Genomic DNA, 25,899 nt, shown 5'->3' on the forward strand with positions numbered 1-25,899 from the left:
CTACTGCTTCTCGCACTGGCCGACGACAGCCTGCTCCGCGGGAGTCAGGTTGGGGCCGGGCGTCTGGTTGCCCTGCGCTTCGGCGGCGCGGCGGGCCTCTTCCTGCTTGCAGGCGGAGACCTGGGTGCCGAGCTCGTCGATCTTCTTGCGCGCCCCGTCGAGGCTGTCTTCGCTGATGTTGGCCTCGACCTGCTTCCGCTTGAAGGACGGCAGGTACTTCAGTTCGATCTCGGGATGATCCGTCTCGACCTGAGAGAGGTGGATCCAGGCCAGGTTCTGGCTGATGCCGCGGTACAGCGCGACGTGGTCACCCTTGACGCCCACGTAGTACTGGGTCTGCGTCCACCGGTGCGCGGCGTACAGGCCGCCGCCGACGACACCGGCGACGAGCAGCAGGATCAGGGTGCGGGTGGTCCACTTGCGCCCTTTGCCGCGCCGCCGGCGCGGGTGGTCGTACGAGTCGTCGTACTGGCCGTCCGCGTCGTACGCCTCGGGTTCGCCGAAGGTTCCGTACGGGGCGCCGCCGCCCTGGCTCTGGTCGGGGTATCCGTAGCCGGCGGCGTCACCGCTGCCCGGGGGGCCGAAGGCACCGGGGGGCGGCGGGGTCTGGCGGCCGAGGCCCGAGGCCCGGCCGGCCGGGGTCTGCATGGCGTTGCCGTCGAAGAGCTGGTGCGGGTTCTCGGCGACCGCGCCGACGACGACCGGGGTGTCGTTCGGCTGGGCGGCCATGGTGTCGCCGCTGTCGGTGTCGAGGACGTCCGCGACGATGCAGGTGATGTTGTCCGGTCCGCCGCCGCGCAGGGCGAGCTGGATGAGGGACTGCACCGTCTCGTGCGGGCCGTGGTAGTCGGCGAGGGTCTCCTCCAGGGTCTGGTGGGAGACCACGCCGGAGAGGCCGTCGGAGCAGATCAGGTAGCGGTCGCCGGCCCGGACCTCACGGATGGAGAGGTCGGGCTCCACCACGTCGCCGCTGCCGAGCGCCCGCATCAGGAGGGAGCGCTGCGGGTGGGTCGTGGCCTCTTCCTCGGTGATCCGGCCCTCGTCGACGAGCCGCTGCACCCAGGTGTGGTCCTGGGTGATCTGAGTGAGGACGCCGTCGCGGAGCAGGTAGGCGCGGGAGTCGCCGACGTGGACGAGACCGAGCCGCTGACCGGTCCACAGCAGGGCGGTGAGCGTGGTGCCCATGCCCTCGAGCTGGGCGTCCTCCTCGACCATCACGCGCAGCTGGTCGTTGGCGCGCTGCACGGCCACGCCCAGCGCGGTGAGGATGTCGGAGCCCGGGATGTCGTCGTCGAGCTGGACGAGCGAGGAGATGACCTCGGAGCTGGCCACCTCGCCGGCGGCCTGGCCTCCCATGCCGTCGGCGACGGCGAGGAGCCGGGGACCGGCGTAGCCGGAGTCCTCGTTGCCCTCGCGGATCATCCCCTTGTGCGATCCGGCGGCGAAACGCAGGGTCAGACTCATGCGCACCTGCCCTGTCGACGACGCCTCGGGGTACAACCGGTCTCGAGCCACACTGCCCACCCTCCGGTCGGGAGCGCGCTCGGGTCCGCGTCCCCGGTGGGACGGACCGCTGCGGCTCGCTCGCTCCGCTCGCTCATTCTCGTACTACTTCCGCAGCTCGATGACGGTCTTGCCGATGCGGATCGGGGCGCCCGGCGGAATGGGCGTCGGGGTGGTGAGACGGGTCCGGTCGAGATACGTGCCGTTGGTGGACCCGAGATCCTCGACGATCCACTGGCCGTCACGGTCGGGGTAGATCCTGGCATGGCGGCTGGAGGCGTAGTCGTCGTCCAGCACGATCGTGGAGTCGTGGGCGCGGCCCAGCGTGATCGTCTGCCCGGCGAGGGTCACGGTGGTGCCCGTGAGGGTCCCCTCGGAGACGACGAGCTTGGTCGGCGCGCCCCGGCGCTGGCGCTGCTGCGGGGGAGCGGCCTGCCGCCCCGTCTGCTGCGGTGCGGCGGCCGCGCCGCCGCCGCGGCGCGAGCCGCGCTGCGTGACGCGCGTACCGAAGAGGTCGCTGCGGATGACCTGAACGGCCACGATGACGAACAGCCACAGAACGGCCAGGAAACCCAACCGCATGACCGTCAGGGTCAGCTCTGACATTGCCCCCGCTTCACCCTTCGGCTTGCCGGTAAATGATGGTGGTGCTGCCCACGACGATCCGCGAGCCGTCGCGGAGCGTAGCGCGGGTGGTGTGCTGTCCGTCCACCACGATGCCGTTGGTGGACCCGAGATCCTGGATCGTCGGGGGTGTTCCGGTCCGGATCTCACAGTGCCGGCGGGATACGCCGGGGTCGTCGATCCGCACATCGGCCTCGGTGCTGCGGCCGAGTACGAGCGTGGGACGCGAGATCTGGTGGCGGGTGCCGTTGATCTCGATCCAGCGGCGCATGGTGCCCGGGGCGCCGGAAGACGTGGGGGCGCCGCCGGGGCGGCCGCCGGGAGCGCCCGGGGGCGGACCCGCGGGCATGGGAGGGGCGGCGACCGGCGGGTAGCCGTAACCGCCCTGCTGGCCCTGGGGGGCCTGCGCGGGGTCCTGGGAGGTGCTGGAGGCCAGGGTGCGGCTGCGGACCCGGTAGAGGCCCGTGTCCAGGTCCTCCGCCTTCTCCAGGTGGACCTTGATGGGGCCCATGAAGCTGTAGCGCTGCTGCTTGGCGTAGTCGCGGACGAGGCCCGCGAGCTCGTCGCCGAGCTGCCCGGAGTAGGGGCTCAGGCGCTCGTAGTCGCCGGCGCTCAGCTCCACGATGAAGTCGTTGGGGACGACGGTCCGCTCGCGGTTCCAGATGGTGGCGTTGTTGTCGCACTCCCGCTGGAGGGCTCCGGCGATCTCCACCGGCTGGACCTCGGACTTGAACACCTTGGCGAAGGTGCCGTTCACCAGACCTTCGAGACGCTGCTCGAACCGCTTCAGGACTCCCATCGGGCACCTCCTCCGTCGCTGTCGCCCTGTACTGCTTACTGATCGTATCCACGCGTGGCGGATTCGGGTGGTTCCCCTTCGCTCCTGTCCACAGGAGTGTTGGTCCTCACAAGGGATCGTAGGGGCGCTCCAGGGACAGTGTCCCGCACCCGGAGGGGAGTGCGGGAGGGGCCGTCGGGAGGTCCACCGGGGGTGACGGGAAAGCGATTTCAATCCACCCCGTCTGACGTGCTACTGTTTCGACGTCGCCAGGGGAACGGGCCGAAAGGCAAGATCCACTGGAGAGCTACTCGGGCGAGTGGCGGAACGGCAGACGCGCTGGCTTCAGGTGCCAGTGTCCTTCGGGACGTGGGGGTTCAAATCCCCCCTCGCCCACATCGGGGAAGCCCCGATCCGGACTCCGGATCGGGGCTTCTCGCTGTTGTCGGCACCTTCCGGTGCTCCCCGGAACCGTCCGTCCGACTTTCGTCGCGCGGGACGAGACGAAAGAGGGCGGGCGCCGGGCGGCGGTGCTGTCTAGGGTCGGTCGCGTGGATGCCGAGGCGATGATGCGTGCGGGCCGGGACTGGCTGAAGGGGCCGGAGCCCTGGTCCCGGCGGATGCTGGCGGGGGACCTGACCATCGCCGGGGTGCTGGCCCTGCTGGGCCTGGGCGTCGACGAACTCAGCAAGAGCTCGGACGTCAAGATGGTCCTGGGCGCCGTGTCCGTGTTCGCGCTGGTGCTGCTGCGCAGGCGGCTGCCGGCGGCCACGCTGGTGCTGGGGGCGGCCGCGAGCGCCTTCCTCCCCGCCGTGTTCCTCGTGACCATCGTGCTGGGCTGGTCCGGGGGCCGCCGGATCGTCGGCGTGGGCCGGGCGCTGTGCGCGTTCGTGCTGGCCTTCCTGGCCTCGGTCGCGCTCACCCTGGTCGACCAGTGGTCGCAGATGCGGCCCGTGCTGACGGTCGTGTTCACCACCCTGCTGTTCCTGGCCGCGACCGTCATGCCCGGTCTGGCCAGCCGCTACTGGCACCAGCGCCGGACCCTGCTGAGCGCCCTCCAGGAGCGCAACGACCAGCTGGTGCGGGAGCGGACGATGGTCGCCGGGCAGGCGCGGCTGCGGGAACGGCAGCGGATCGCCCAGGACATGCACGACAGCCTCGGCCACCAGCTGGCGCTGATCTCGGTGCACACCGGGGCGCTGGAGGTGGACCCCGCGCTCACCGGCCGGCAGCGCGAGGCGGTCGGGGTGCTGCGGCAGGCGTCGGTGGCTGCGATGCACGAACTGCGCGAGGTCGTCGGGATCCTGCGGGACGGGGTGGAGGCCCCGGCGCCCGTCGACGAGGCGCAGCCGGCCGCACGGGGGGTGGCCGGGATCGCGGGCATCGTGGAGGCGGCGCGGGCGGCGGGGACCGACGTCCGGCTGGGCACGGCGGGGCGGCCCCGGCCGCTGGTCGCGGCCTGCGACCACGCGGCGTACCGGATCGTGCAGGAGGCGCTGACCAACGCCTACAAGCACGCGCCGGGGTCGGCGATCGCCGTGGAACTCCGCTACGAGGACGACTCGCTGGTGGTGGAGATCGCCAACGGCCCGGCGGCCGGCCGGGGTTCCGGCGAGGTGGTCTCCGGCGGGCAGGGCCTGACGGGGCTGCGGGAGCGGGCCCGGCTGGTCGGCGGCATGGTGCACGCGGGGGCCACCGAGGACGGCGGGTTCCGGGTGGCCGGCGTCCTGCCGTACGGGACGGAGCCGGCCGGGGCGGCGGAGGAGGTCGCCGGGGGCGTCGCCGACGACTTCGGGCAGCGGTCGCAGGCGCGGATGCTGGCGCTGAGGGGCGGGACCAGGGCGGCACCGCCGATGGACTGGGCGGCCCTGGACCGCGAGCTGTCGGTGCCCGTCCGCAGCCGGGCCGGGGGCGTCGCGATGGGCTGCGGGATCGCAGTCGCGGCCCTGGTGCTGCTGGTCATCGTGCTGGGCGCCGGGGTGGCCCTGCTGGTGGGCTCCGCGAACAACGCGATGATCGGCAGGAGCGTCTACGACGGGGTGCACGTGGGCGAGTCCGAACAGGACGTCCGCAACCGGCTGCCGGACGGCGACAGCGTCCTGACGTCGGGCCTGGAGCACAAGGGACCGCCGAGGCCGGCCGGGGCGGACTGCTTCGCCCTGCTGTCGGCGGAGGACAGCGAGATGACGAGCGACACGGTTTTCCGGTTCTGCTTCCGGGACGGCAAGCTCGTCGACAAACAGGTGTACGAGGTCAAGCAGTAGGAGCGCGGGTGACAGCCAAGGTGATCCGAGTGGTGATCGCTGACGACGAGCCGCTGATCCGGGCCGGGATCAGGATGATCCTGACCTCGGCGCCGGACATCGTGGTCGTCGCGGAGGGGGCCGATGGCCGGGAGGCCGTCGAACTGGCCCGTTCCCATGCCCCGGACGTGGTGCTGCTGGACATCCAGATGCCGGTGATGGACGGGCTGACCGCCCTGGGCGAGCTGGGGCGGGCGGTGCCGGGCGCGCGGGTGCTGATCCTGACCACGTTCGGGGAGCGGGAGAACGTGCTGCGGGCCCTGAGCCGGGGCGGGGCCGGGTTCCTGCTGAAGGACTCGGCGCCCGGGGAGCTGATCGGCGCGGTCCGGGCGGCCGCCGTCGGCGACGCCTACCTCTCCCCCGCCGCGACCCGGCACGTGGTGGACCAGCTGGCCACCGGGCAGGCCGCCGGCCGGGGCGAGGAGGCACGGCGCCGGGTGGAGGGGCTGAGCGAGCGGGAGCGCGGCGTGCTGGCCCTCCTCGGGGAGGGCCTGTCCAACGCGGACGCCGGCCGCAGGCTCCACATGAGCGAGGCGACGGTGAAGACGTACGTGAGCCGGATCCTCGCGAAGCTGGAGTGCGAGAACCGCGTCCAGGCGGCGCTGCTGGCCCGGGACGCGGGTTTGTAGCAGGGCTGTGGCGGCCCTGTGGCGGTGCCGTGTACGGGACTTGGGGTACGGTCGGGCCCACCTGACCGGCGGAGAAGCCGCCGGTGGGACGCGACGAGGTGCGGGGGCAGCGCAGATGGTGACGGCTTCGGGACAGTACGCGACGGACGCGGCGCACTCCGCCGGCGCGGCACGGGCCGGGGGACGGATCCCGCGCGTCCCGGGCTTCGCCCCGAGGGCCGTGACCGGCTCCCCCAGGGAGGCCGGCAAGGCCCTGCGGCTGCGCGTGCCGCGCTCGGCCCACGCCGCCTTCGAGATGCCCGCCGACCGTCCGGACGCCGTGCGCGCCGTGGAGGAGTCCAACGTCGGGCGGGTCGCCGAGCTGACCCCGATACGCGTCGGCCGGATGGCCGCCAACCCCTTCGCCTTCCTGCGCGGAGCGGCCGGCCTGATGGCGCACGACCTGTCCGGCGGGCCGGTGACCGGGGTGGGCGCGCAGATCTGCGGCGACGCGCACGCGGCCAACTTCGGCCTCTACGGTGACGCGCGCGGCCGGCTGGTGATCGACCTCAACGACTTCGACGAGACCGTCTTCGGCCCGTGGGAGTGGGACGTCAAGCGCCTCGCCACCTCGCTGGTGCTGGCCGGACGGGTGGCGGGCGCCGACGAGGACACCTGCCGGGCGGCGGCGCGGGACGCCGTGGGCGCCTACCGGCGCACCATGCGGCTGCTGGCCAAGCTCCCCGCGCTCGACGCGTGGAACGCCATCGCCGACGAGGAGCTCGTCTCCCACACCGACGCCCGCGATCTGCTGGGCACGCTGGAGCGGGTCTCGCAGAAGGCCCGCAACAACACCTCCGCCCGGTTCGCCGCCAAGTCGACCGAGGCGTCCGAGGACGGCGGCCGCCGCTTCGTGGACGCGCTGCCCGTGCTGCGCCGGGTCGGCGACGGGGAGGCCGCCGCCGTGGCCGCCTCGCTGGGCCCCTACCTCCAGACCCTCTCGGGTGACCGGCTGCCGCTGCTGGCCCGCTACTCGATCCACGACGTGGCCTTCCGCGTCGTCGGCACCGGCAGCGTCGGCACCCGCTCGTACGTGGTGCTGCTGCTGGACCACCGGGGCGAGCCGCTGGTGCTCCAGGTCAAGGAGGCCCGGCCCTCGGTGCTGCTGCCGCACCTGCCCGCGCTGGGCTTCCACTCCCCGGAGGAGGAGCACGAGGGCCGCCGCGTGGTGGCCGGGCAGAAGCGGATGCAGGTGGTCTCCGACATCCTGCTGGGCTGGACCACCGTCGAGGGGCGTCCGTACCAGGTCCGCCAGTTCCGCAACCGCAAGGGCAGCGTGGACCCGGCGGCGCTGACCCCCGACCAGATCGACGACTACGGCCGGATGACCGGCGCCCTGCTGGCCCGGGCGCACGCGCACAGCGCCGACCCGCGGCTGCTGGCCGGGTACTGCGGCAAGAACGAGGAGCTGGACGAGGCGGTGGCCGCCTTCGCCGTGGCCTACGCCGACCGCAGCGAGGCCGACCACGCCGACCTGGTGGCGGCGGTGCGCTCCGGCCGGATCGCGGCCGAGTTCGGGGTCTGACCGGACCGTCCGCCGGGGCCGGGAGATGTTTCACGTGAAACACGGGCCGTAGGCTGGCCGGGTGAGCGAGCAGAGCGAACAGACGGCACAAGAGCCCACCGCGTCCGGTGACGAGCGGCCCGAGGCACGCCTGGAGCGGGCCGTGCGGGCCGCCGAGCAGGCACTGATCGAGTTCGAGATCGCGGTGGAGACCTTCCGGGTGGAGGTGGAGAACTTCTCCCGGCTCCACCACCAGAAGCTCGGCCCGATGTACGCGCGGCTCGACGAGCTGGACGCGCTGATCGCGGAGGCGAAGGCCGCCCGCAGCGGGGACCCCGAGGACCTGCGGCGGGCCCGGGAGGCCCGTTCGCTGGTCATGCCGATGCCCGGGGTGGACGAGCTGTTCCACGACTGGCTGGACTCGGACGGGATCTCCGACGACGCGGCCGCCATGCTCACCGACCGGCCCGTACGCCCGCCGCAGCGGGTGCGGCCCACGGAGGAGGTCCGCCGGCTCTACCGCGAGCTGGTCCGCCGGGCGCACCCGGACCTCGCCCAGGACGAGGCCGAGCGGGAGCGGCGCGACGCCTTCATCGCGCGTGTGAACGCCGCCTACGGCCGCGGTGAGGAGCAGCTGCTGCGCGAGCTGGCCGAGGAGTGGGACGCCGGCCCGGTGCGGGAGGCCGCGGCGCCGAGCGAGAGCGAGGAGCTGTACGCCCGGCTGGAGTGGCTGTCCCAGCGCAAGGAGCTGCTGTCGATGGTGGCCAAGGAGCTGGAGGACAGCGCGATCGGCGCGATGCTGCGGATGGCCCCCGACGACCCGGACCGGCTGCTGGAGGAGATCGTCGAGCAGCTGCTGGCCCAGGTCTCCGAGCGCGAGGCGGAACTGGAGGCCCTCGCGACTCCGTGAGCCGCGCCGTCGGGGTCGGATAGGTTGGCAGGGCAGATCCGTGAAGAGAGAAGGCGACAGTCATGAACTTCGGACCGCTCCCCTCGGTGGAGGCCGCCGCGGTGCCCGCCGACGGTCTCGTCCTGGACGTCCGTGAGGACGACGAATGGGCGGCCGGTCACGTCGAGGGCGCGCTGCACGTCCCGATGAGCGATTTCGTCGCGCGCTTCGGCGAGGTGACGGAGGCGGTCGCGGACGGCCGCACGGCGTACGTGATGTGCCGCGTGGGCGGACGCAGCGCCCAGGTCACCCAGTACCTGATGGGCCAGGGCATCGACGCCGTCAACGTGACGGGCGGGATGCAGGCCTGGGACGGTGCCGGGCGCCCGATGGTGGCGGACAACGGGAACCCGGCCTTCGTCCTCTAGTCCGGGCGGAGAGCCCGGGCGGACGTCCCGGGCGGACGGCCCGGGCGTGCGGTTCCGGGTCAGCCGAGGGGGTGGGCGGCCAGCAGGTCGCCCAGGGCCTCCTCGTGCGCGGCGGCCGGGCCGAGCTGGAGCTCCAGCTGCTTGGCCCAGGCGTGGTAGCGGTGGAGCGGGTAGTCCGTGTCGGCGCCGAAGCCGCCGTGCAGGTGCTGCGCGGTCTGCACGACCCGCCGTACGCCCTCGGAGGCCCAGATCTTGGCCACGGCCACGTCCCCGGAGGCCGGCAGCGGGCCGCCCGCGGCCCCGGTCGCGGCGTCGAGCCGCCAGGCCGCCTGCCAGAGGGTGACCTCCATGGCGCGCAGGTCGATGTAGCGGTCGGCGGCCTGGACCGCGACGGCCTGGAAGGTGGCCACGGGGAAGCCGAACTGCTCGCGCTTGCTCGTGTAGCCGCTGGTCATGGCGAGGACGCGCTCGCCGAGGCCGAGCGCGAGGGCGCAGGTCCCGGTGGCCAGGACCTGGTGCAGCCGCTCCCAGGCCCCGGGGGCGTCGATCACGTGGGCGGCGGGGGCCCGGACCCCGTCCAGGGTGAGTTCCGCGAGCTTCTCCCCGCTGGTGGAGTACTGGGCGGCGAGGGTGAGGCCCCCGGTGGTCCTCGGGAGCAGTGCGAGGACGGCCTCGCCGTCGCCCGCGTGCGCGGGTACGGCGATCCAGTCGCAGGTGTGCGCCCAGGGGACGGCCGTCTGCACCCCGTCCAGGATCCAGTCGGAGCCCTCGCGGCGTGCGGTGACGGCGAGTTCGGCCGGGTCGTGTCCGGTGCGGCCGTGTGCGGCGACGGTGAGGACGAGCGTGCCGCGCGCGGCGCCGGGCAGCAGGGCGGAGGCCAGTCCGGGCCCGCCGTGGGCCTGGACGGCCATGGCGGTGGCGCAGTGCTCCAGGAGCGGCACCCGGGCCAGTACCCGGGCCGCCTCGCGCAGCACCAGGCAGAGCGCGATGGTGTCCAGGCCCGCCCCGCCGTACTCCTCGGCGAGGCCGAGGCCCAGCAGGTCGGAGCCGGCGAGGGTGGCCCACAGGGGCCGGTCGAAGTCCTCCGCGACGGCTCCCGGGGTGAGCGCGGGGCTGGGCACGCCGTCGGGAGCGACGCCGGCGAAGACGGCCTTCGCCGCCTCTACGGCCGCCTGCTGTTCCTCGGTGAAGGTGAAGTCCACTGCCTGTCCTCCCGCGTGCACCGGTTCCGATCCGGGTCATGGATCTGACGGGCCGTCAAGATAGAGCAGGCGGCGGCAAAAACACAGCCCGCCGGGAGGCTCAGCGGTCGAAGTCGATCTCCACTTCCTCCGTCACCGGGTGGGACTGGCAGGCCAGCACGAACCCGGCCTCCGTCTCCTCCTCCTCCAGCGCGAAGTTGCGGTCCATCCGCACCTCGCCCGACACCACGAACGCCCGGCAGGTACCGCACACCCCGCCCTTGCAGGCGTACGGGGCGTCCGCGCGGTTGCGGAGCACGGCGTCGAGCAGCGACTCCCCGTCCCGCACCGGCCAGGTGCCCGAGCGGCCGTCGAGCCGGGCCGTGACCCGCCCGTGGGCCGCGACCGGCGCGGAGGGCCGTACGGGGTCCTGCGGGGCGGTCTCCTCGACGTGGAAGATCTCCTCGTGCACCCGGGTCCGGACGACGCCCAGCGCGCCCAGCGCCCGCTCCGCACCCGTCACCAGCCCGTACGGGCCGCACAGGAACCAGCCGGTGACCTCGTCGACCGGCAGCAGCGCGGGCAGCAGGGCCGTGAGGCGGGCCTCGTCGAGCCGCCCGGAGGGCAGCCCGGCCTCCTGCTCCTCGCGCGAGAGGACCGTCACCAGCTGGAAGCGGTCGGGGTAGCGGTCCTTGAGGTCCGCCACCTCCTCCAGGAACATCGTGGAGGCCGCCGTACGGTCGCTGCGCACCAGGCAGAACCGGGCGTCGGGGCGGGCCGCGAGCAGCGTCGACGCGATCGACAGGACCGGGGTGATGCCGCTGCCGCCGACGATCGCCGCGTAGTGCGCGCCGGCCGGGGCGGCCGCCGGGTCCAGCGTGAACCGCCCGGCCGGGACCATCACGTCCAGGACGTCACCGGCGCCGATCTCCTTGTGGGCGAAGGTGGAGAACTCGCCGCCCTCCACCAGGCGCACCCCCACGCGCAGCTCGGCCGGGCCCGGGCCGCCGGCGGCCGGGGCGGGGGAGCAGATCGAGTAGGTCCGGCGGACCTCGGGGCCCTCGGCGGGGGTCCGGCGCAGCGTCAGGTGCTGGCCGGGGGCGTGCCGGTACTCGGCGCGCAGTTCCTCGGGCACCGACAGGGTCAGCGCCACCGAGTCGTCGGTGAGCCGGTCGACCGCCGCCACCGTCAGGGGGTGGAACGCGCCGTGGCGGGGTGCGGCCATCTACAGCTCCTTGAAGTGGTCGAACGGTTCGCGGCAGGCGACGCACCGGCGCAGCGCCTTGCAGGCGGTGGAGGAGAACCGGCTGAGCAGCTCGGTGTCGGTCGAGCCGCAGTGGGGGCAGCGCACCGAGAGGGTGAGCGGGACCGGACCGCCGGCGGAGTGCGGGCGCGGCGGGGCGATGCCGAACTCGGCGAGCTTGCGGCGGCCTTCGGCGCTGATGTCGTCGGTGGACCAGGCGGGGGACAGCACCGTGGTGACCCGCACGTCCGGTATGCCGTGCCCGGTGAGGACCCGCTCGATGTCGGCGGACATGGCCTCGATGGCCGGGCAGCCGGTGTAGGTGGGGGTCAGGAGCACCTCGGCGTGCCCGTCGTCATGCATCCGCACGCCGCGCAGGACGCCCAGCTCGGCCAGGGTCAGGACGGGCAGCTCCGGGTCGGGGACGGTGCCGGCCAGCTCGGCCAGCTCCGTCTCCAGGCGGGTCGCCCCGGCCGGGGCGGTCACCACGACGCTCCCGGGTGGCTGCGGTGCAGGTGCTGCATCTCGGCGAGGAGCCGGCCGAACGGCTCGGTGTGCAGGCCCTCACGGCCCGCTCCGGCGGCCCAGGCGCCCGTACGGGGCCCCTCGGGCAGGGCGAGGCCGGCCCGCTCCAGTACGTCGCCCAGGGCGGCCAGCCAGCGGGCCTCCAGGGCGGCCGCGTCCACGTCGAGGCCCTCGACCGGCCGGAACATCTCGCCGGTGTACTTCCAGAGCGCGTCCAGCGCCGTGCGCATCCGCCGCCGGCTCTCCTCCGTGCCGTCGCCGAGCCGCAGCGTCCACTGCTCTGCGTGGTCGCGGTGGTAGGCGGTCTCCTTGACGGCCTTGGCCGCCAACGGGGCGAACGGGCCGTCCCCGGAGGCCAGCTCCGCGTACAGCTCGTGCTGGTACAGGGAGAAGTACAGCTGGCGGGCGATGGTGTGGGCGAAGTCCCCGTTGGGCTGCTCCACCAGCTGCACGTTGCGGAAGGCCCGCTCCTCGCGCAGGAAGGCCAGCTCGTCCTCGTCGCCCGCCATGGACAGCAGGACGCGAGCCTGGCCGAGGAGGTCGAGCGCGATGTTCGCGAGGGCGACCTCCTCCTCCAGGACCGGGGCGTGGCCGGCCCATTCGCCGAGGCGGTGGGAGAGGATCAGCGCGTCGTCGGCGAGGGCGAGGACGGCGGCCGTGGCCGCGGCCGGGGTGGCGGTTTCGGCGCTCACAGGTGGCGCACCCCCTCGGGGATCTCGTAGAAGGTGGGGTGCCGGTAGGGCTTGTCGGCGGACGGGGCGAAGAACGGGTCCCGCTCGTCCGGCGAGGAGGCGGTGATCTCGGCCGAGGGCACGACCCAGATGGAGACGCCTTCGTTGCGCCGGGTGTAGAGGTCGCGCGCGTTGCGCAGGGCCATCTCGGCGTCGGGGGCGTGCAGGCTGCCCGCGTGCGTGTGCGAGAGGCCGCGGCGCGAGCGCACGAACACCTCCCACAGGGGCCAGTTCTGCGTCATGCCTGTACCTCTCGTCCGGTGCCGGTGTGCTTGCGCGCGTACGCCGTGGCCGCTTCGCGGACCCAGGCGCCTTCCTCGTGGGCCTTGCGCCGCTGGTTGATGCGCTGTTCGTTGCAGGGGCCGTTGCCCTTGAGCACGTCCCAGAACTCCGCCCAGTCGATGGCGCCGAAGTCGTGGTGCCCGCGCTCCTCGTTCCACCGGATGTCCGGGTCGGGCAGGGTCAGGCCGAGCGACTCGGCCTGGGGAACGGCGATGTCGACGAAGCGCTGGCGCAGCTCGTCGTTGGAGTGCCGCTTGATCCGCCAGGCCATCGCCTGGGCGCTGTGGACCGACTCGTCGTCCGGCGGCCCGAACATCATCAGGGAGGGCCACCACCAGCGGTTCACGGCGTCCTGGGCCATCGCGTGCTGGGCCTCGGTGCCCTGGGAGAGGGCGAGGAGCAGCTCGTACCCCTGGCGCTGGTGGAAGGACTCCTCCTTGCAGATCCGGACCATCGCGCGGGCGTAGGGGCCGTAGGAGCAGCGGCAGATCGGGACCTGGTTGGTGATCGCCGCGCCGTCCACGAGCCAGCCGATGGCGCCGACGTCCGCCCAGGTCAGGGTGGGGTAGTTGAAGATCGAGGAGTACTTCTGCTTGCCGGAGTGGAGCTTGTCGAGGAGCTCGTCGCGGCTGGTGCCGAGGGTCTCGGCGGCGCTGTAGAGGTAGAGGCCGTGCCCCGCCTCGTCCTGCACCTTGGCCATCAGGATCGCCTTGCGGCGCAGGGAGGGCGCGCGGGTGATCCAGTTGGCCTCGGGCTGCATGCCGATGATCTCGGAGTGGGCGTGCTGTGCCATCTGGCGGACCAGCGAGGCGCGGTACTCCTCGGGCATCCAGTCGCGCGGCTCCACGCGCTCCTCCGCCGCGACGGCGGCGTCGAAGTCCGCCCTCAGCTGCGCGCCGAGGTCGGCGGATCCTCCGTCCACCCCGCCCGACGTCCCCGTCTCCGGAGTCACTGCGACCATCACGGCTCCCTGTCCGAATCTGCGTCCGAGCCCGCCCGTCCGCCCGACCGACCGATCGTTCGGTTCATGCTCTTCAATGGTGAGACGGCGGCCCGTAGGGTGTCAACCTCTGTGGGCAACCCTGTGGACGCCGGATGATCGGGGCGGGATGGATTCGAACGAGCGCGAGCGCGAGGACGAGCCCGCCACCGCACCGTCCCGGGCGCCCGGGATCGCCGGCCTGTCCCTCCCGTACCGGGTCCTGGCGGCCCTGGCCCTGGCGGTGCTGGCCGTCGGCGCCTGCCTGCACCTGGGGCTGGTCTTCCTGCACGTCGCCCCGTCCAACACGCTGAGCAAGCGGCACGCGGGCCTGGTCGACGGCTGGGTCTACCCCGAGTTCGAACAGAACTGGAAGCTCTTCGCCCCCAACCCCCTCCAGCAGAACATCGCCGTGGAGGCCCGCGCCCAGGTCCGCGACGGGGCCGGGATCCTCGTCACCACCGACTGGCGCGACCTGTCCGCCGAGGACGCGGCGGCCATCCGGCACAGCCCGCTGCCCAGCCACACCCGGCAGAACGAGCTCCGCCGGGCCTGGGACTTCTTCACCGGCTCCCACGACGAGAACGACAAGGCCACCGACGCCGAGCGCGGGGAGCTCTCCGAGGCCTACCTCAAGCGGATCGCGGGCGCCCGGCTGGGGGCGGGACTGCCCGAGGGCGACCGGATCGTACGGGTCCAGCTGCGCTCGGCGACCCGGTCCGTGGCCGCGCCGGCCTGGAGCGACGAGAAGACCGACACCCAGACGTACTACCGGGAGCTGCCGTGGTGGACCGTCTGAGACGGGCGCTCGGAGCGGTCAGCGGGCAGGCGCTCGGCCCCTACCAGAGCGCCGTCGTCCGCATCGGCTTCGCCGTGACCTGGCTGTTCTTCCTGCTGCGCGAGTTCCCGAACCGGCACGAGCTGTACGGCCCGGACGGGCCGTGGAGCTGGCAGCTCGCCGAGCGGCTGGTCACCGGCAACCACGCCTTCACGGTGCTGCTGTGGTCGGCGTCCGGCTGGTGGTTCGAGCTCGTCTACGGCCTCGCCGTGGCCGCGAGCGCCCTGCTGGCGCTGGGCTGGCGGACGCGGGCGACCTCGGTGCTGTTCATGGCCGGGGTGCTGTCACTCCAGAACCGCAGCGTGTTCATGGGGGACGGCGGGGACAACGTCATCCACCTGATGGCGGTCTACCTGGTGCTGACCCGCTGCGCGCGGGTGTGGTCGCTGGACGCCCGGCGCGCGCGGCTGCGCGGCAGCGCCTCGGCGGGGGCGGCGGGGCCGGTGCTGTGGGGCGCGCTGGGCGTGGTCTTCGCGTACGGGGCGGTGAGCGGGCGGCTGAGCGACGGGTGGACGGCCGCCTTCGCGGCGCTGTGGGCGGGGGCGGCGCTGTGGTGGCTGCTCGAGCGGTACGAGCCGGAGGGGGAGCGGCGGGCCGCGCTGGACGTGCTCGCCAACCTGCTCCACAACGCGGGCATGCTCGTGATCATGGCCGAGGTCTGCCTGATCTACGCGACGGCGGGCTGGTACAAGATCCAGGGCTCGCGGTGGCAGGACGGGACCGCGCTGTACTACCCGTTGCGGCTGGACTACTTCACCCCGTGGCCGGGGCTGTCGGGGACGCTGGCCGGGAGCGGGGTGCTGGTGATGCTGCTGACCTACGGGACGGTGGCGGTGCAGGTCGCCTTCCCGTTCACGCTGTTCAACCGGCGGGTCAAGAACGTCCTGCTGGCGGTGATGATGCTGGAGCACGCCGGGATCGCGGTGCTGCTGGGGCTGCCGTTCTTCTCACTGGCGATGATCGCCGCCGATGCGGTGTTCCTGCCGACGGGACTGCTGGTGTGGGTGGGGGCGCGGGCCGGTGCCCTGCGGGTACGGGCGCCGCTGCGCGGAGCCTCTCCCCGCCCCGCCCTTTCCCCGTATCCCGGGGCTGCGCCCCGGACCCCCAGCGCCTCGAACGCCGGCGAGGCCGGATAGGCGCCGGGCAGGCCGGTGGGGCGCCGTAGGGTCGGATCATGAGTGATGTGATGCGGGAGTGGGCGGAGTGCGCCGGGCGGGACGACGTCGTGTTGCTGGACGGGTTCCATGCGCTGAAGCACGCCCTGCGGTTCGGGGCCGAGGTGCTGCTCGTCGTGGCCGAGGAGCCCGAGGGCGTACGGGCCCTCGCCGCCGGGCTCGCGCCCGACGTGGAGGAGGCGGTGGCGCGGCTCGTCCGCCCCGGGTCGCTGAAGGAGCTGCTCCCCCGCGTGCACCCCACCGGCGTCGCGGCCCTCGCCGTACGCCCCGGCCGGGACGCCGGGCGGGCCGCCCTCGCGCGGACGCCCCGCCCCGCCCCGATCGTCCTGCTCGACAACCCCCGCAACCTCGGCAACGTCGGCGCCGTCGTCCGCCTCGCGGCGGGCTTCGGCGCCACCGGCGTGGTGACCCGGGGCGATCTGGACCCCTGGCACCCCAACGTGGTCCGCGCCGGGGCCGGGCTGCACTACGCGACCACCGTGGACCGGCTGGAGCTGGAGGAGCTCCCGCCCGGGCCCGTGTACGCGCTGGACCCGGAGGGCGAGGACATCCGTGCCCTCACCCTCCCGGACGACGCCCTGCTCGCCTTCGGCTCCGAGCGGCACGGGATCTCGCCCGAGCTCCGCGCCCGCGCCGACCACCTGGTGTCGCTGCCGATGCGCCCGCAGGTCTCCAGCTACAACCTGGCCACCAGCGTGGCCATGACCCTCTTCCACTGGGGCGGGCCCAGGCCCTGAGGCCCGGGCTCCCCCTGGGGGCTACGCCTGGCGGCGGACCTCCACCACGCGGAAGCGGTTCGAGACGAACGCGCCGTCGCACAGGGCGGCGTTCGCCGCCGGGTTGCCGCCCGAGCCGTGGAAGTCGGAGAAGGCCGCGGTCTGGTTCACGTAGACCCCGCCCGTCAGGTTCAGCGACAGCTGCGCCGACTCCTCCAGGCAGACCTCCTCGATCGCCCGCTCGGTGTCCGCCGAGGTGGTGTACGCGCCCACCGTCATCGCGCCCTTCTCCCGCACCGTGCGGCGCAGCAGCTCCAGGGCGTCGGCCGTGGAGTCCACGGCCACCGCGAAGGAGACCGGGCCGAAGCACTCCGACAGGTAGGCGGCCTCCGGGTCCGGCTTGCCGGCGTCCAGCTTCACGATCACCGGGGTGCGCACGACCGCGTCGGGGAACTCGGGGTTGGCCACCTCGCGCGAGGCGAGGGCGACCTCGCCCAGTCCGGCCGCCGCCTCCAGGCGCGCCTTGACGTCCGGGTTGACCAGCGCGCCGAGCAGCGCGTTGGCCCGGGCGTCGTCGCCCAGCAGGCCGCCGACGGAGGCGGCGAGGTCGGCGACGACCTCGTCGTACGTCTTGTGGCCGGCGTCCGTCTCGATGCCGTCGCGGGGGATCAGCAGGTTCTGCGGGGTGGTGCACATCTGGCCGCTGTAGAGGGAGAGCGAGAAGGCCAGGTTGGACAGCATGCCCTTGTAGTCGGAGGTCGAGTCGACGACGACCGTGTTGACGCCGGCCTTCTCCGTGTAGACCTGTGCCTGGCGGGCGTTGGTCTCCAGCCAGTCGCCGAACTCCGTCGAGCCCGTGTAGTCGATCAGCTTGATCTCGGGCCGGACCGCGAGGGTCTTGGCGATGCCCTCACCCGGCCGCTCGACCGCCAGCGCCACCAGGTTCGGGTCGAAGCCGGCCTCGGCGAGGACCTCGCGGGCCACCTTGACGGTCAGCGCCAGCGGGAGGACGGCGCGCGGGTGCGGCTTGACCAGGACGGCGTTGCCGGTGGCGAGGGAGGCGAACAGGCCGGGGTAGCCGTTCCACGTGGGGAAGGTGTTGCAGCCGATCATCAGGGCGATGCCGCGCGGCACCGCCGTGAAGGTCTTGCCGAGCTCCAGCGGGTCCCGCTTGCCCTGCGGCTTCGACCAGTCGGCCTGTCCGGGGACCCGGGTCTGCTCCTCGTACGCGTAGGCGACGGCCTCCAGGCCGCGGTCCTGCGCGTGGGGGCCGCCCGCCTGGAACGCCATCATGAAGGCCTGGCCGCTGGTGTGCATCACCGCGTGCGCGAACTCGTGCGTGCGGGCGGAGATGCGGGCGAGGATCTCGATGGAGACCAGGGCGCGGGTTTCGGGGCCGGCGTCGCGCCAGGCGGGGATGCCGGCCTTCATCGCGGGCAGCAGCACGTCCGCGTCGGCGTGCGGGTACTCCACGCCCAGCTCCGGACCGTACGGGGAGACCTCGCCACCGGTCCAGCCGTCGGTGCCGGGCTGGCCGAGGTCGAAGCGGGTGCCGCGCAGGGCCTCGAAGGCGGCGAGCCCGTCGGCCGGGGCGGTCTCCCCGTAGGCCTTGGGGTGCTCGGGGTGCGGGGACCAGTAGGCGCGGCTGCGGATCGCGGCCAGCGCCTGGTCCAGGGTGGTCCGGTGCTTCTCGGTGAGCTGGGAGGGGGTGAGCGCGGCGGCCATCAGGGACCAACTCCTCGTTGAGCCGGGCAGGATCGGGCTGGTTCTCAGCGCGGGATCAGGCAGGGGCGGGTGAAGAAGAGCAGACTGGAGTTAGAGTAACCGAACGATCGGTCGGGACAAGAGGGCCCGGCAGGACCTGTGGACAACCCGGTGCGGGAGGATCAGGACATGACAGCAATCGAGCGGTCCCGCACTGTGGCGGTCGTCGGCGCCGGAACCATGGGGCAGGGCATCGCCCAGGTGGCCCTCCTCGCAGGTCACCGCGTGCTGATCCACGACATCGACCCCGCCCTCGCGGCCACCGGCGCCGGCCTCGTCCGCGACCGCGTCGAGCGGATGGCCGCCAAGGGCCGCCTCGACCGCGCCGAGGCCGAGGACGCGGCCGCCCGGATCGAAGCCGCCGCCGGCCTCGCCGACCTCGCCGGAGCCGCCCTCGTCATCGAGGCGGTCGTCGAGGACGTCACCGTCAAGCACGCCCTCTTCGCGGCACTCGAAGAGGTGGTTTCGCGGGACACCCTGCTGGCGACCAACACCTCCTCCCTCTCCGTCACCGAGCTCGCCGCCGGCCTCGCTCACCCCGGCCGCTTCCTCGGCCTGCACTTCTTCAACCCGGCCCCGCTGCTCCCCCTCGTCGAGGTGGTCAGCGGCTTCGCGACCGACCCGGCCGCCGCCGAGCGCGCGTACCGCACCGTCCTGGGCTGGGGGAAGACGCCGGTCCGCTGCGCCGACACCCCCGGCTTCATCGTCAACCGGATCGCCCGCCCCTTCTACGCGGAAGCCTTCGCGGTGTACGAGGAGCAGGGCGCCGACCCCGCCACCATCGACGCCGTGCTCCGCGAGAGCGGCGGCTTCAAGATGGGCCCCTTCGCGCTGACCGACCTGATCGGCCAGGACGTCAACGAGGCCGTCACCCGCTCGGTCTGGGAATCCTTCTTCCGCAGTCCCAAGTTCACCCCCTCGCTCGCCCAGCGCAGGCTGGTCCAGTCGGGCCGCCTGGGCCGCAAGTCCGGGCACGGCTGGTTCCCCTACGGCGAGGGCGCGCAGCCGCCCGTCCCGAGCACCGCCGGGCCCGAGGAGGCGCCGGAGAAGGTGACCGTCGTCGGCGACCTCGGACCGGCCGCCGCCCTGGCGGAGCTGATCGAGGAGGCCGGGATCGCGGTGACCTCCACCGCGCACGGCGGCCCCTACATCCAGCTGCCCGGCGAGGGCCAGCTGGTGCTCGCCGACGGCAAGACCGCGGTCGAGTTCACCGACGTCGTCTACTTCGACCTCGCGCTGGACTACCGCGCCGCCACCCGCATCGCCCTGTCGGTCAGCGCGGACACCAGCGAGCGCACCCTCGCCGAGGCCGTCGGCCTCTTCCAGCGGCTCGGCAAGCAGGTCTCCGTCATCGGCGACGTCCCCGGCATGATCGTCGCCCGGACCGTGGCCATGCTGATCGACCTCACCGCCGACGCCGTGGCCCGCGGGGTGGCCTCCGCCGAGGACGTCGACACCGCGATGCGGCTCGGCGTCAACTACCCGCTGGGCCCCTCCGAATGGCACGCCCGCGTCGGCCGCGACTGGGCGTACGACCTCCTGCACCACCTGGACGAGCGCTGTCCCGGCGGCCGCTACGCCCCCTCCCTCGCCCTCTTCAAGCTGGGCTACGCGGACGACGGCGGAGCGGACGGGGACGAGGGCGCGGACGAGGCGGAGGAGGGCACCGGATGACCACGGCCAGGCGGGACACCTACACGCCCGAGACGCTCCTGTCGGTGGCCGTGCGGGTCTTCAACGAGCGCGGTTACGACGGCACGTCCATGGAGCACCTCTCCAAGGCCGCCGGCATCTCCAAGTCCTCGATCTACCACCACGTGGCGGGCAAGGAGGAGCTGCTGCACCGGGCCGTCAGCCGGGCGCTGGACGAGCTCTTCGCCGTGCTCGGGGAGCCGGGCGCCCTGCGCGGCCGCGCGGTCGCGCGCGTCGAGTACGTCACCCGCCGCACGGTCGAGGTCCTGGTCGCGGAACTCCCCTACGTCACCCTGCTGCTGCGGGTGCGCGGCAACACCCGCACCGAGCGCTGGGCGCTGGAGCGCCGCCGCGAGTTCGACCACCAGGTCGCCGAGCTGCTCAAGGCCGCCGCCGCGGAGGGGGACCTGCGCACGGACGTGGACACCCGGCTGGCCACCCGCCTCCTCTTCGGCATGGTCAACTCGCTGGTCGAGTGGTACCGCCCGCACCCGGGCACGACCCCCGACCAGCTCGCCGACGCGGTGGTCGGCATGGCCCTGGACGGCCTGCGCGCGAAGTCCTAGCGGGAGTGGGGACGGGGCAGGGGGCCGGAATCCGGCCCCCTCCCCCTTCTCACTCCTCCGTGAGCGCCGGGCCGCCGCCCGGGCCCGGGTCCAGCAGGTCCGTCTCCTCGAACACCAGCAGGGTGCGGGTGGAGAGCACCTCCGGGATGGACTGGAGGCGGGTCAGCACCAGCTCCCGCAGGGTGCGGTTGTCCGCCGTGTGGACCAGCAGGAGGACGTCGAAATCCCCGCTGACGAGGGCGATGTGCGCGGCCCCCGGCAGCTCGCGCAGCTTCTCCCGCACGGTCCGCCACGAGTTCTGGACGATCTTCAGGGTGATATAGGCGGAAGCCCCCTGACCTGCACGTTCGTGGTTCACCCGGGCCGTGAACCCGCGGATCACCCCGTCGTCGATCAGCCGGTTGATCCGCGCGTACGCGTTCGCCCGCGAGACGTGCACCTGCTCGGCCACCGACCGTATCGACGCGCGGCCGTCCGCCTGGAGCAGCCGCATGATCGACCGGTCGATCGGGTCGAGGGGGCGCGGCGGCACGGGCGGCGCCGGCGGGGCGGGAACCGGCGGCGCGGGCGGGGCGGCCGAGGCTGCGGGGGCCGCCGGGGCACCTCCCGCCGAAGCCGGTACGGAGCCCGTTCCGGCCATTTGTTCATCCGGCATTGCCCACTGCCTCCCTCTCCTGGACGTCCTGCACCCATCCCAGGGCCCCGTCGCCAGTTTGTCCACAGCCTGGAGCCGCCTGTAGCCAAATTGCGCCGACGACCGAACAATCGGTAGGTGAGGCACCCCACAACCGGGGACTCCTTCTGCCCGCTTCCCACGAGGAGGTGTACGCCGCCATGACGGTCCAAGAGCTGCCCGGTGCCGGTGCGTCCCACCGTGTCACCCCGCCGCCCGCCTGGAGGCCCCGTCCGGACGCCGCTCCGCTGCTTCCGGACCCGGAGCCCTACCGGGTCCTGGGCACCGCGGCCGCCGAACACCTCGACCCCGCGCTGATGCGCCGCTACTACGCGGAGCTGGTCCGGGGCCGCCGCTACAACGCCCAGGCCACCGCGCTGACCCGGCAGGGCCGTCTCGCCGTGTACCCCTCCACCGTCGGGCAGGAGGCCGCCGAGATCGCGGCCGCGCTGGTCCTGGAGGAGCAGGACTGGCTCTTCCCCAGCTACCGCGACACCCTCGCGGCCGTGGCGCGCGGACTGGACCCCGTGGAGGCCCTCACCCTCCTGCGCGGCGACTGGCACACCGGCTACGACCCGCGCGAGCACCGCATAGCCCCCCTCTGCACCCCCCTCGCCACCCAGCTGCCGCACGCGGTCGGCGTCGCGCACGCCGCCCGGCTGCGCGGGGACGAGGTCGTCGCGCTCGCCATGGTCGGCGACGGCGGCACCAGCGAGGGCGACTTCCACGAGGCGCTGAACTTCGCGGCCGTCTGGCAGGCCCCGGTGGTCTTCCTGGTCCAGAACAACGGCTTCGCCATCTCCGTCCCGCTCGCCAAGCAGACGGCCGCCCCCAGCCTGGCCCACAAGGCCGTGGGCTACGGGATGCCCGGCCGCCTCGTCGACGGCAACGACGTCGCGGCCCTCCACGAGGTCCTCACCGAGGCCGTGAAGCGGGCGCGCTCGGGCGGCGGCCCCACCCTGATCGAGGCCGTCACCTACCGGATGGAGGCCCACACGAACGCCGACGACGCGACCCGCTACCGGACCGACTCCGAGGTCGAGGCCTGGAAGGCGCACGACCCGGTCGGGCTGCTGGAGCGCGAGCTGACCGGCCGCGGCTGGCTCGACGAGTCCGGTGTCCAGGAGGCGCGCGACGCGGCCGAGGCGATGGCGGCGGACCTGCGCGAGCGGATGAACGCCGATCCCGTGACCGACCCGATGGACCTCTTCGCGCACGTCTACGCGGAGCAGACCGGCAGGCTGCGCGAGCAGGCCGCCATGCTGCGCGCCGAGCTGGAAGCGGAGGGCGAGTGATGACGACCGTTGCCGCGAAGCCGGCGACCATGGCGCAGGCCCTCACCCGGGCCATGCGCGACGCGATGGCCGAGGACCCGACCGTCCACGTGATGGGCGAGGACGTCGGCACGCTCGGCGGGGTCTTCCGGATCACCGACGGCCTCGCGAAGGAGTTCGGCGAGGACCGGGTCACGGACACCCCGCTCGCGGAGGCCGGCATCCTCGGCACCGCGGTCGGCATGGCCATGTACGGGCTGCGGCCGGTCGTGGAGATGCAGTTCGACGCGTTCGCCTACCCGGCGTTCGAGCAGCTCATCTCGCACGTGGCGAAGATGCGCAACCGCACCCGGGGCAAGATGCCGCTGCCGATCACCATCCGGGTGCCGTACGGCGGCGGCATCGGCGGCGTCGAGCACCACTGCGACTCCTCCGAGGCCTACTACACGGCCACGCCCGGGCTGACCGTCGTGACCCCGGCGACGGTCGAGGACGCGTACGGGCTGCTGCGCGAGTCGATCGCGAGCGACGACCCGGTGGTCTTCCTGGAGCCCAAGCGGCTCTACTGGTCCAAGTCGCAGTGGTCGCCGGAGGCCCCCGCGGCCGTCCCGGGCATCGGCAAGGCCCTGGTCCGCCGGGCCGGTACGAGCGCCACCCTGATCACGTACGGCCCCTCGCTGCCGGTCTGCCTGGAGGCCGCCGAGGCGGCCCGCGAGGAGGGCTGGGACCTGGAGGTCGTCGACCTGCGCTCCCTCGTCCCCTTCGACGAGGAGACGGTCGTCGCCGCGGTCCGCCGGACCGGCCGCGCGGTCGTGGTCCACGAGGCCGGCGGCTTCGGCGGCCCGGGAGCGGAGATCGCCGCCCGGGTGATGGAGCGCTGCTTCCACCACCTGGAGGCGCCCGTGCTGCGCGTGACGGGCTTCGACATCCCGTACCCGCCGCCGATGCTGGAGAAGCACCACCTGCCCGGTGTGGAGCGGATCCTGGACGCGGTGGCCCGCCTGCAGTGGGAGAACTGATGCCGCAGGTCATGGAATTCAAGCTGCCGGACCTCGGCGAGGGGCTGACCGAGGCCGAGATCGTGCGGTGGCTGGTGGCGGTGGGCGACGTCGTCGCCATCGACCAGCCGGTCGTCGAGGTCGAGACGGCCAAGGCGATGGTGGAGGTGCCCTGCCCGTACGGCGGCGTGGTCACCGCCCGGTTCGGTGAGGAGGGCGAGGAGCTGCCGGTCGGCGCCCCGCTGATCACCGTGGCGGTGGGCGCGGAGACGGCGCCCGCCGGGGCCGTGCAGGCCCCGGCCGCCGAGGCGGACGGCGAAGGCGCCGCCAACGCGCCCCGGCCGCTGATCGGGTACGGCTCGGACCACTCGCGCCCGGCGCGCCGTCGGCGGGTGCGGCCCGTCACCGCGGCGGTGTCGGCGCCCGTCGCGGCCCCGGTACCGGTCCCTGCCGCGCCGGTGGCTCCGGTGGCTCCGGTGGCTCCCGGCGGGCCGGTGCCCGTCATCTCGCCGCTGGTGCGCAAGCTGGCCCGGGACAACGGGGTCGACCTGCGGGCGCTGCGCGGATCCGGGCCGGAGGGCCTGATCCTGCGGGCCGACGTGGAAGCCGCGCTCCGGGCCCCCGAGCCCGTGGCCGCGCCCGTGGCGGTGGCCGCGCAGGGCGAGCGCATCCCGCTCAAGGGGCTGCGCGGCGCCGTGGCGGAGAAGCTCTCGCGCAGCCGGCGCGAGATCCCCGAAGCCACCTGCTGGGTGGACGCGGACGCCACCGAGCTGATGGCCGCGCGGGCCGCGATGAACGCCGTGGACGGCCCGAAGATCTCGGTGCTCGCGCTGCTGGCCCGGATCTGCACGGCCGCGCTGGCCCGGTACCCGGAGCTCAACTCCACGGTGGACCTCGCGGCGAACGAGATCGTCCGCCTCCCGGCCGTCCACCTGGGCTTCGCCGCACAGACCGAGCGCGGGCTGATGGTCCCGGTCGTCCGGGACGCCCACACGCGCAGCCCGGAGTCCCTGTCGGCGGAGTTCGCCCGGCTGACGGAGCTGGCCCGGGCGGGGAAGCTGGCGCCGTCGGACCTGACGGGCGGGACGTTCACGCTGAACAACTACGGGGTGTTCGGGGTGGACGGCTCCACGCCGATCATCAACCACCCGGAGGCGGCGATGCTCGGGGTGGGCCGGATCATCCCGAAGCCCTGGGTGTACCGCGGCGAGCTGGCGGTGCGCCAGGTCGTGCAGCTGTCGCTGACGTTCGACCACCGGGTGTGTGACGGGGGAGCCGCAGGGGGGTTCCTCCGGTACGTGGCCGACTGCGTGGAGAACCCGGCGGTGCTGCTGCGGTCCCTGTAGGGGGGAGGGCGCGGACGGTGGCCCCGGAAGGGGCCGGGCGGAGGGCGGTGTGGCGGGCCGCCCCCGCGGGCGGCCGCGTCGGCGCGTGACCCAGGCGACCGGCCCGGCGGGCCGCTCGTGCGACCGCCTGGGTCCGCGCCCGCCGCGGTCCGGCGCGCCCGCCGCGGTCCGGCGCGCCCTGCGCCGAGCCGCGCCGGGAGGCCGCGACGCGGGGGCGCCGGAAGGTCAGAACGTCAGGAGGAGCTTGCCCACGTGGGCGCTGGACTCCAGGACCCGGTGGGCCTCCGCCGCCTCCGTGACGGGGTAGGAGGCGTGGACCACCGGCCGGACCCGGCCCGAGCCGATCAGGGGCCACACGTGCTCGCGTACGGCCGCGATGATGGCCGCCTTCTCCTCCAGCGGACGGGCCCGCAGCGAGGTCGCCGTGATCGCGCCCCGCTTCGCCAGCAGCATGCGCAGGTCCAGCTCCGCCTTCACACCGCCCTGGAAGCCGATGACCGCCAGCCGGCCGTTCATGGCCAGCGCATCCAGGTTCCGCGCCAGGTACTTGGCGCCCATGATGTCCAGGATCACATCGGCCCCGGCCCCGTCGGTCGCGGCCTTCAGCTCCTCCACGAAGTCCTGCTCGCGGTAGTCGATGAGGACGTCCGCGCCCAGCTCCGCGCAGCGTTCCAGCTTCTCCTTGCCGCCGGCCGTCACCGCCACCCGCGCGCCCACGGCCTTGCCCAGCTGCACCGCCATGGTGCCGATGCCGCTCGAACCGCCGTGCACCAGGAGGGTCTCGCCCGGCCGCAGCCCCGCGACCATGAACACGTTGGACCACACCGTCGCGACGACCTCCGGCAGCGCGGCCGCCGCCACCAGGTCCACGCCCTCCGGGACCGGCAGCAGCTGGCCCGCCGGGACGGCCACCTTCTGCGCGTACCCGCCGCCCGACAGCAGCGCGCACACCTCGTCACCCACCGCCCAGCCGGACACCCCGGGCCCCAGCGCGGCGATGCGTCCGGAGCACTCCAGGCCGGGATAGGGCGAGGCCCCGGGCGGCGGATCGTAGAAGCCCTGTCGTTGCAGGACGTCGGCGCGGTTCACGGCGCTCGCCGCGACCTCGACGAGCACCTCGCCCTCGCCCGCCACCGGATCGGGTACGTCGGCCCAGACGAGGGCCTCGGGGCCGCCCGGCTGCTCGATGGTGATCGCATGCATGGCCCGGAATCTACCG

Annotated in this window: 25 protein-coding genes and 1 tRNA gene; 14 read left to right on the forward strand and 12 right to left on the reverse strand. The window is 73.6% G+C overall.

The genetic code is table 11. From position 1 onward, the window contains the following. The 3 genes from ABT403_RS05290 to ABT403_RS05300 all read right to left on the reverse strand — a co-directional run bounded on the left by ABT403_RS05290 (position 1) and on the right by ABT403_RS05300 (position 2,926). Positions 1-1,515, reverse strand: a complete 1,515-nt coding sequence (locus tag ABT403_RS05290) for a PP2C family protein-serine/threonine phosphatase (protein WP_425580203.1) — start codon at positions 1,513-1,515, stop codon at positions 1-3. A gap of 93 nt (positions 1,516-1,608) precedes the next feature. After that, positions 1,609-2,109, reverse strand: a complete 501-nt coding sequence (locus ABT403_RS05295; RefSeq protein WP_344160193.1) for an FHA domain-containing protein FhaB/FipA — start codon at positions 2,107-2,109, stop codon at positions 1,609-1,611. A 10-nt stretch (positions 2,110-2,119) separates the two neighbouring features. Continuing rightward, positions 2,120-2,926, reverse strand: a complete 807-nt coding sequence (locus ABT403_RS05300) for an FHA domain-containing protein (RefSeq protein WP_344160191.1) — start codon at positions 2,924-2,926, stop codon at positions 2,120-2,122. A gap of 292 nt (positions 2,927-3,218) precedes the next feature. On the opposite strand from ABT403_RS05300, the gene ABT403_RS05305 reads away from it, so the two are divergent. From ABT403_RS05305 to ABT403_RS05330, 6 genes are all read left to right on the forward strand, one after another. Then, positions 3,219-3,301 (forward strand) — tRNA-Leu (locus ABT403_RS05305). Positions 3,302-3,474: 173 nt separating this feature from the next. After that, complete coding sequence (locus tag ABT403_RS05310) at positions 3,475-5,169, forward strand: sensor histidine kinase (protein WP_425580219.1); 1,695 nt, start codon at positions 3,475-3,477, stop codon at positions 5,167-5,169. Positions 5,170-5,189: 20 nt separating this feature from the next. After that, positions 5,190-5,837 carry a response regulator gene (locus ABT403_RS05315; RefSeq protein ID WP_351648117.1) on the forward strand — a complete coding sequence of 216 codons (648 nt, stop codon included), beginning with the start codon at positions 5,190-5,192 and terminating at the stop codon, positions 5,835-5,837. 115 nt (positions 5,838-5,952) lie between these two features. Further along, a complete protein-coding gene (locus tag ABT403_RS05320; RefSeq protein WP_344160182.1) occupies positions 5,953-7,401 on the forward strand; it encodes a DUF2252 domain-containing protein in 1,449 nt (482 codons plus the stop codon). A 61-nt stretch (positions 7,402-7,462) separates the two neighbouring features. Then, positions 7,463-8,290, forward strand: a complete 828-nt coding sequence (locus ABT403_RS05325; RefSeq protein ID WP_344160179.1) for a J domain-containing protein — start codon at positions 7,463-7,465, stop codon at positions 8,288-8,290. A 62-nt stretch (positions 8,291-8,352) separates the two neighbouring features. Beyond that, positions 8,353-8,697, forward strand: coding sequence for a rhodanese-like domain-containing protein (locus tag ABT403_RS05330; RefSeq protein ID WP_344160176.1), 345 nt, complete (start codon positions 8,353-8,355; stop codon positions 8,695-8,697). 59 nt (positions 8,698-8,756) lie between these two features. Here ABT403_RS05330 and ABT403_RS05335 read toward each other — a convergent pair whose 3' ends face one another. The 6 genes from ABT403_RS05335 to paaA form a co-directional block, all read right to left on the reverse strand. Further along, on the reverse strand, positions 8,757-9,899 hold the full coding sequence (locus ABT403_RS05335) for an acyl-CoA dehydrogenase family protein (RefSeq protein WP_344160173.1): 1,143 nt from the start codon (positions 9,897-9,899) through the stop codon (positions 8,757-8,759). Between the two features lie 100 nt (positions 9,900-9,999). Beyond that, positions 10,000-11,103 (reverse strand): 2Fe-2S iron-sulfur cluster-binding protein, encoded by a 1,104-nt coding sequence (locus ABT403_RS05340; RefSeq protein WP_344160170.1) that lies wholly within the window; start codon positions 11,101-11,103, stop codon positions 10,000-10,002. Then, on the reverse strand, positions 11,104-11,610 hold the full coding sequence (gene paaD, locus ABT403_RS05345) for a 1,2-phenylacetyl-CoA epoxidase subunit PaaD (protein WP_344160167.1): 507 nt from the start codon (positions 11,608-11,610) through the stop codon (positions 11,104-11,106). Beyond that, positions 11,604-12,338: a 1,2-phenylacetyl-CoA epoxidase subunit PaaC gene (gene paaC / locus ABT403_RS05350; protein WP_344160164.1), complete on the reverse strand. Its 735-nt coding sequence runs from the start codon at positions 12,336-12,338 to the stop codon at positions 11,604-11,606. The genes paaD and paaC overlap by 7 nt, the downstream gene beginning before the upstream one ends. After that, entirely contained in the window at positions 12,335-12,619 is a 285-nt protein-coding gene (gene paaB / locus ABT403_RS05355) for a 1,2-phenylacetyl-CoA epoxidase subunit PaaB (RefSeq protein WP_042801229.1), read from the reverse strand. The genes paaC and paaB overlap by 4 nt, the downstream gene beginning before the upstream one ends. Further along, the gene (gene paaA / locus ABT403_RS05360) at positions 12,616-13,620 is read right to left on the reverse strand and encodes a 1,2-phenylacetyl-CoA epoxidase subunit PaaA (RefSeq protein ID WP_344160159.1); all 1,005 of its coding nucleotides are present in this window, start codon (positions 13,618-13,620) and stop codon (positions 12,616-12,618) included. The genes paaB and paaA overlap by 4 nt, the downstream gene beginning before the upstream one ends. 148 nt (positions 13,621-13,768) lie before the next feature. Here paaA and ABT403_RS05365 point away from each other — a divergent pair, with 148 nt between their 5' ends. The 3 genes from ABT403_RS05365 to ABT403_RS05375 are packed head-to-tail and all read left to right on the forward strand — an operon-like array spanning position 13,769 to position 16,388. Beyond that, the gene (locus ABT403_RS05365; RefSeq protein ID WP_344160156.1) at positions 13,769-14,437 is read left to right on the forward strand and encodes a DUF5819 family protein; all 669 of its coding nucleotides are present in this window, start codon (positions 13,769-13,771) and stop codon (positions 14,435-14,437) included. Then, positions 14,425-15,612, forward strand: a complete 1,188-nt coding sequence (locus ABT403_RS05370) for an HTTM domain-containing protein (protein ID WP_344160153.1) — start codon at positions 14,425-14,427, stop codon at positions 15,610-15,612. Before ABT403_RS05365 ends, ABT403_RS05370 begins: the two co-directional genes overlap by 13 nt. Positions 15,613-15,650: 38 nt before the next feature. Then, positions 15,651-16,388 carry a TrmH family RNA methyltransferase gene (locus ABT403_RS05375; protein ID WP_344160150.1) on the forward strand — a complete coding sequence of 246 codons (738 nt, stop codon included), beginning with the start codon at positions 15,651-15,653 and terminating at the stop codon, positions 16,386-16,388. Positions 16,389-16,409: 21 nt separating this feature from the next. Here the strand turns inward: ABT403_RS05375 and paaN are convergent, their stop codons facing one another. Then, the gene (paaN, locus tag ABT403_RS05380; protein ID WP_344160146.1) at positions 16,410-18,092 is read right to left on the reverse strand and encodes a phenylacetic acid degradation protein PaaN; all 1,683 of its coding nucleotides are present in this window, start codon (positions 18,090-18,092) and stop codon (positions 16,410-16,412) included. 168 nt (positions 18,093-18,260) lie between these two features. On the opposite strand from paaN, the gene ABT403_RS05385 reads away from it, so the two are divergent. Continuing rightward, positions 18,261-19,805, forward strand: coding sequence for a 3-hydroxyacyl-CoA dehydrogenase (locus tag ABT403_RS05385; RefSeq protein WP_344160143.1), 1,545 nt, complete (start codon positions 18,261-18,263; stop codon positions 19,803-19,805). Beyond that, positions 19,802-20,389, forward strand: coding sequence for a TetR/AcrR family transcriptional regulator (locus ABT403_RS05390; RefSeq protein ID WP_344160140.1), 588 nt, complete (start codon positions 19,802-19,804; stop codon positions 20,387-20,389). The genes ABT403_RS05385 and ABT403_RS05390 overlap by 4 nt, the downstream gene beginning before the upstream one ends. A gap of 49 nt (positions 20,390-20,438) precedes the next feature. On the opposite strand, the gene ABT403_RS05395 is transcribed toward ABT403_RS05390, so the two are convergent. Continuing rightward, on the reverse strand, positions 20,439-21,044 hold the full coding sequence (locus ABT403_RS05395) for an Lrp/AsnC family transcriptional regulator (protein WP_344160137.1): 606 nt from the start codon (positions 21,042-21,044) through the stop codon (positions 20,439-20,441). A 179-nt stretch (positions 21,045-21,223) separates the two neighbouring features. Between ABT403_RS05395 and pdhA the strand changes: the two genes are divergently transcribed. From pdhA to ABT403_RS05410, 3 genes are read left to right on the forward strand one after another with little or no spacing between them, the layout of a single operon-like run. Next, positions 21,224-22,357 (forward strand): pyruvate dehydrogenase (acetyl-transferring) E1 component subunit alpha, encoded by a 1,134-nt coding sequence (gene pdhA, locus ABT403_RS05400; RefSeq protein WP_344160134.1) that lies wholly within the window; start codon positions 21,224-21,226, stop codon positions 22,355-22,357. Continuing rightward, a complete protein-coding gene (locus ABT403_RS05405; protein WP_344160131.1) occupies positions 22,357-23,355 on the forward strand; it encodes an alpha-ketoacid dehydrogenase subunit beta in 999 nt (332 codons plus the stop codon). Before pdhA ends, ABT403_RS05405 begins: the two co-directional genes overlap by 1 nt. Beyond that, on the forward strand, positions 23,355-24,680 hold the full coding sequence (locus tag ABT403_RS05410) for a dihydrolipoamide acetyltransferase family protein (protein WP_344160128.1): 1,326 nt from the start codon (positions 23,355-23,357) through the stop codon (positions 24,678-24,680). The genes ABT403_RS05405 and ABT403_RS05410 overlap by 1 nt, the downstream gene beginning before the upstream one ends. 225 nt (positions 24,681-24,905) lie before the next feature. Here the strand turns inward: ABT403_RS05410 and ABT403_RS05415 are convergent, their stop codons facing one another. Then, the gene (locus ABT403_RS05415; RefSeq protein WP_344160125.1) at positions 24,906-25,883 is read right to left on the reverse strand and encodes an NAD(P)H-quinone oxidoreductase; all 978 of its coding nucleotides are present in this window, start codon (positions 25,881-25,883) and stop codon (positions 24,906-24,908) included. Between the last annotated feature and the right edge of the window lie 16 nt (positions 25,884-25,899).

Source organism: Streptomyces sp. NPDC000075, from assembly GCF_040301925.1.
Classification (GTDB): domain Bacteria; phylum Actinomycetota; class Actinomycetes; order Streptomycetales; family Streptomycetaceae; genus Streptomyces; species Streptomyces polychromogenes.

Bases quoted from the DNA above. Each gene is read 5' to 3' on its own strand.
- ABT403_RS05295 (WP_344160193.1), bottom strand. From the start codon at position 2,109: ATGTCAGAGCTGACCCTGACGGTCATGCGGTTGGGTTTCCTGGCCGTT.
- ABT403_RS05300 (WP_344160191.1), bottom strand. From the start codon at position 2,926: ATGGGAGTCCTGAAGCGGTTCGAGCAGCGTCTCGAAGGTCTGGTGAAC.
- ABT403_RS05310 (WP_425580219.1), top strand. From the start codon at position 3,475: ATGCGTGCGGGCCGGGACTGGCTGAAGGGGCCGGAGCCCTGGTCCCGG.
- ABT403_RS05320 (WP_344160182.1), top strand. From the start codon at position 5,953: ATGGTGACGGCTTCGGGACAGTACGCGACGGACGCGGCGCACTCCGCC.
- ABT403_RS05330 (WP_344160176.1), top strand. From the start codon at position 8,353: ATGAACTTCGGACCGCTCCCCTCGGTGGAGGCCGCCGCGGTGCCCGCC.
- ABT403_RS05340 (WP_344160170.1), bottom strand. From the start codon at position 11,103: ATGGCCGCACCCCGCCACGGCGCGTTCCACCCCCTGACGGTGGCGGCG.
- paaB (WP_042801229.1), bottom strand. From the start codon at position 12,619: ATGACGCAGAACTGGCCCCTGTGGGAGGTGTTCGTGCGCTCGCGCCGC.
- paaA (WP_344160159.1), bottom strand. From the start codon at position 13,620: ATGGTCGCAGTGACTCCGGAGACGGGGACGTCGGGCGGGGTGGACGGA.
- ABT403_RS05365 (WP_344160156.1), top strand. From the start codon at position 13,769: ATGGATTCGAACGAGCGCGAGCGCGAGGACGAGCCCGCCACCGCACCG.
- ABT403_RS05375 (WP_344160150.1), top strand. From the start codon at position 15,651: ATGAGTGATGTGATGCGGGAGTGGGCGGAGTGCGCCGGGCGGGACGAC.
- paaN (WP_344160146.1), bottom strand. From the start codon at position 18,092: ATGGCCGCCGCGCTCACCCCCTCCCAGCTCACCGAGAAGCACCGGACC.
- ABT403_RS05385 (WP_344160143.1), top strand. From the start codon at position 18,261: ATGACAGCAATCGAGCGGTCCCGCACTGTGGCGGTCGTCGGCGCCGGA.
- ABT403_RS05390 (WP_344160140.1), top strand. From the start codon at position 19,802: ATGACCACGGCCAGGCGGGACACCTACACGCCCGAGACGCTCCTGTCG.
- ABT403_RS05395 (WP_344160137.1), bottom strand. From the start codon at position 21,044: ATGCCGGATGAACAAATGGCCGGAACGGGCTCCGTACCGGCTTCGGCG.
- pdhA (WP_344160134.1), top strand. From the start codon at position 21,224: ATGACGGTCCAAGAGCTGCCCGGTGCCGGTGCGTCCCACCGTGTCACC.
- ABT403_RS05405 (WP_344160131.1), top strand. From the start codon at position 22,357: ATGACGACCGTTGCCGCGAAGCCGGCGACCATGGCGCAGGCCCTCACC.
- ABT403_RS05410 (WP_344160128.1), top strand. From the start codon at position 23,355: ATGCCGCAGGTCATGGAATTCAAGCTGCCGGACCTCGGCGAGGGGCTG.
- ABT403_RS05415 (WP_344160125.1), bottom strand. From the start codon at position 25,883: ATGCATGCGATCACCATCGAGCAGCCGGGCGGCCCCGAGGCCCTCGTC.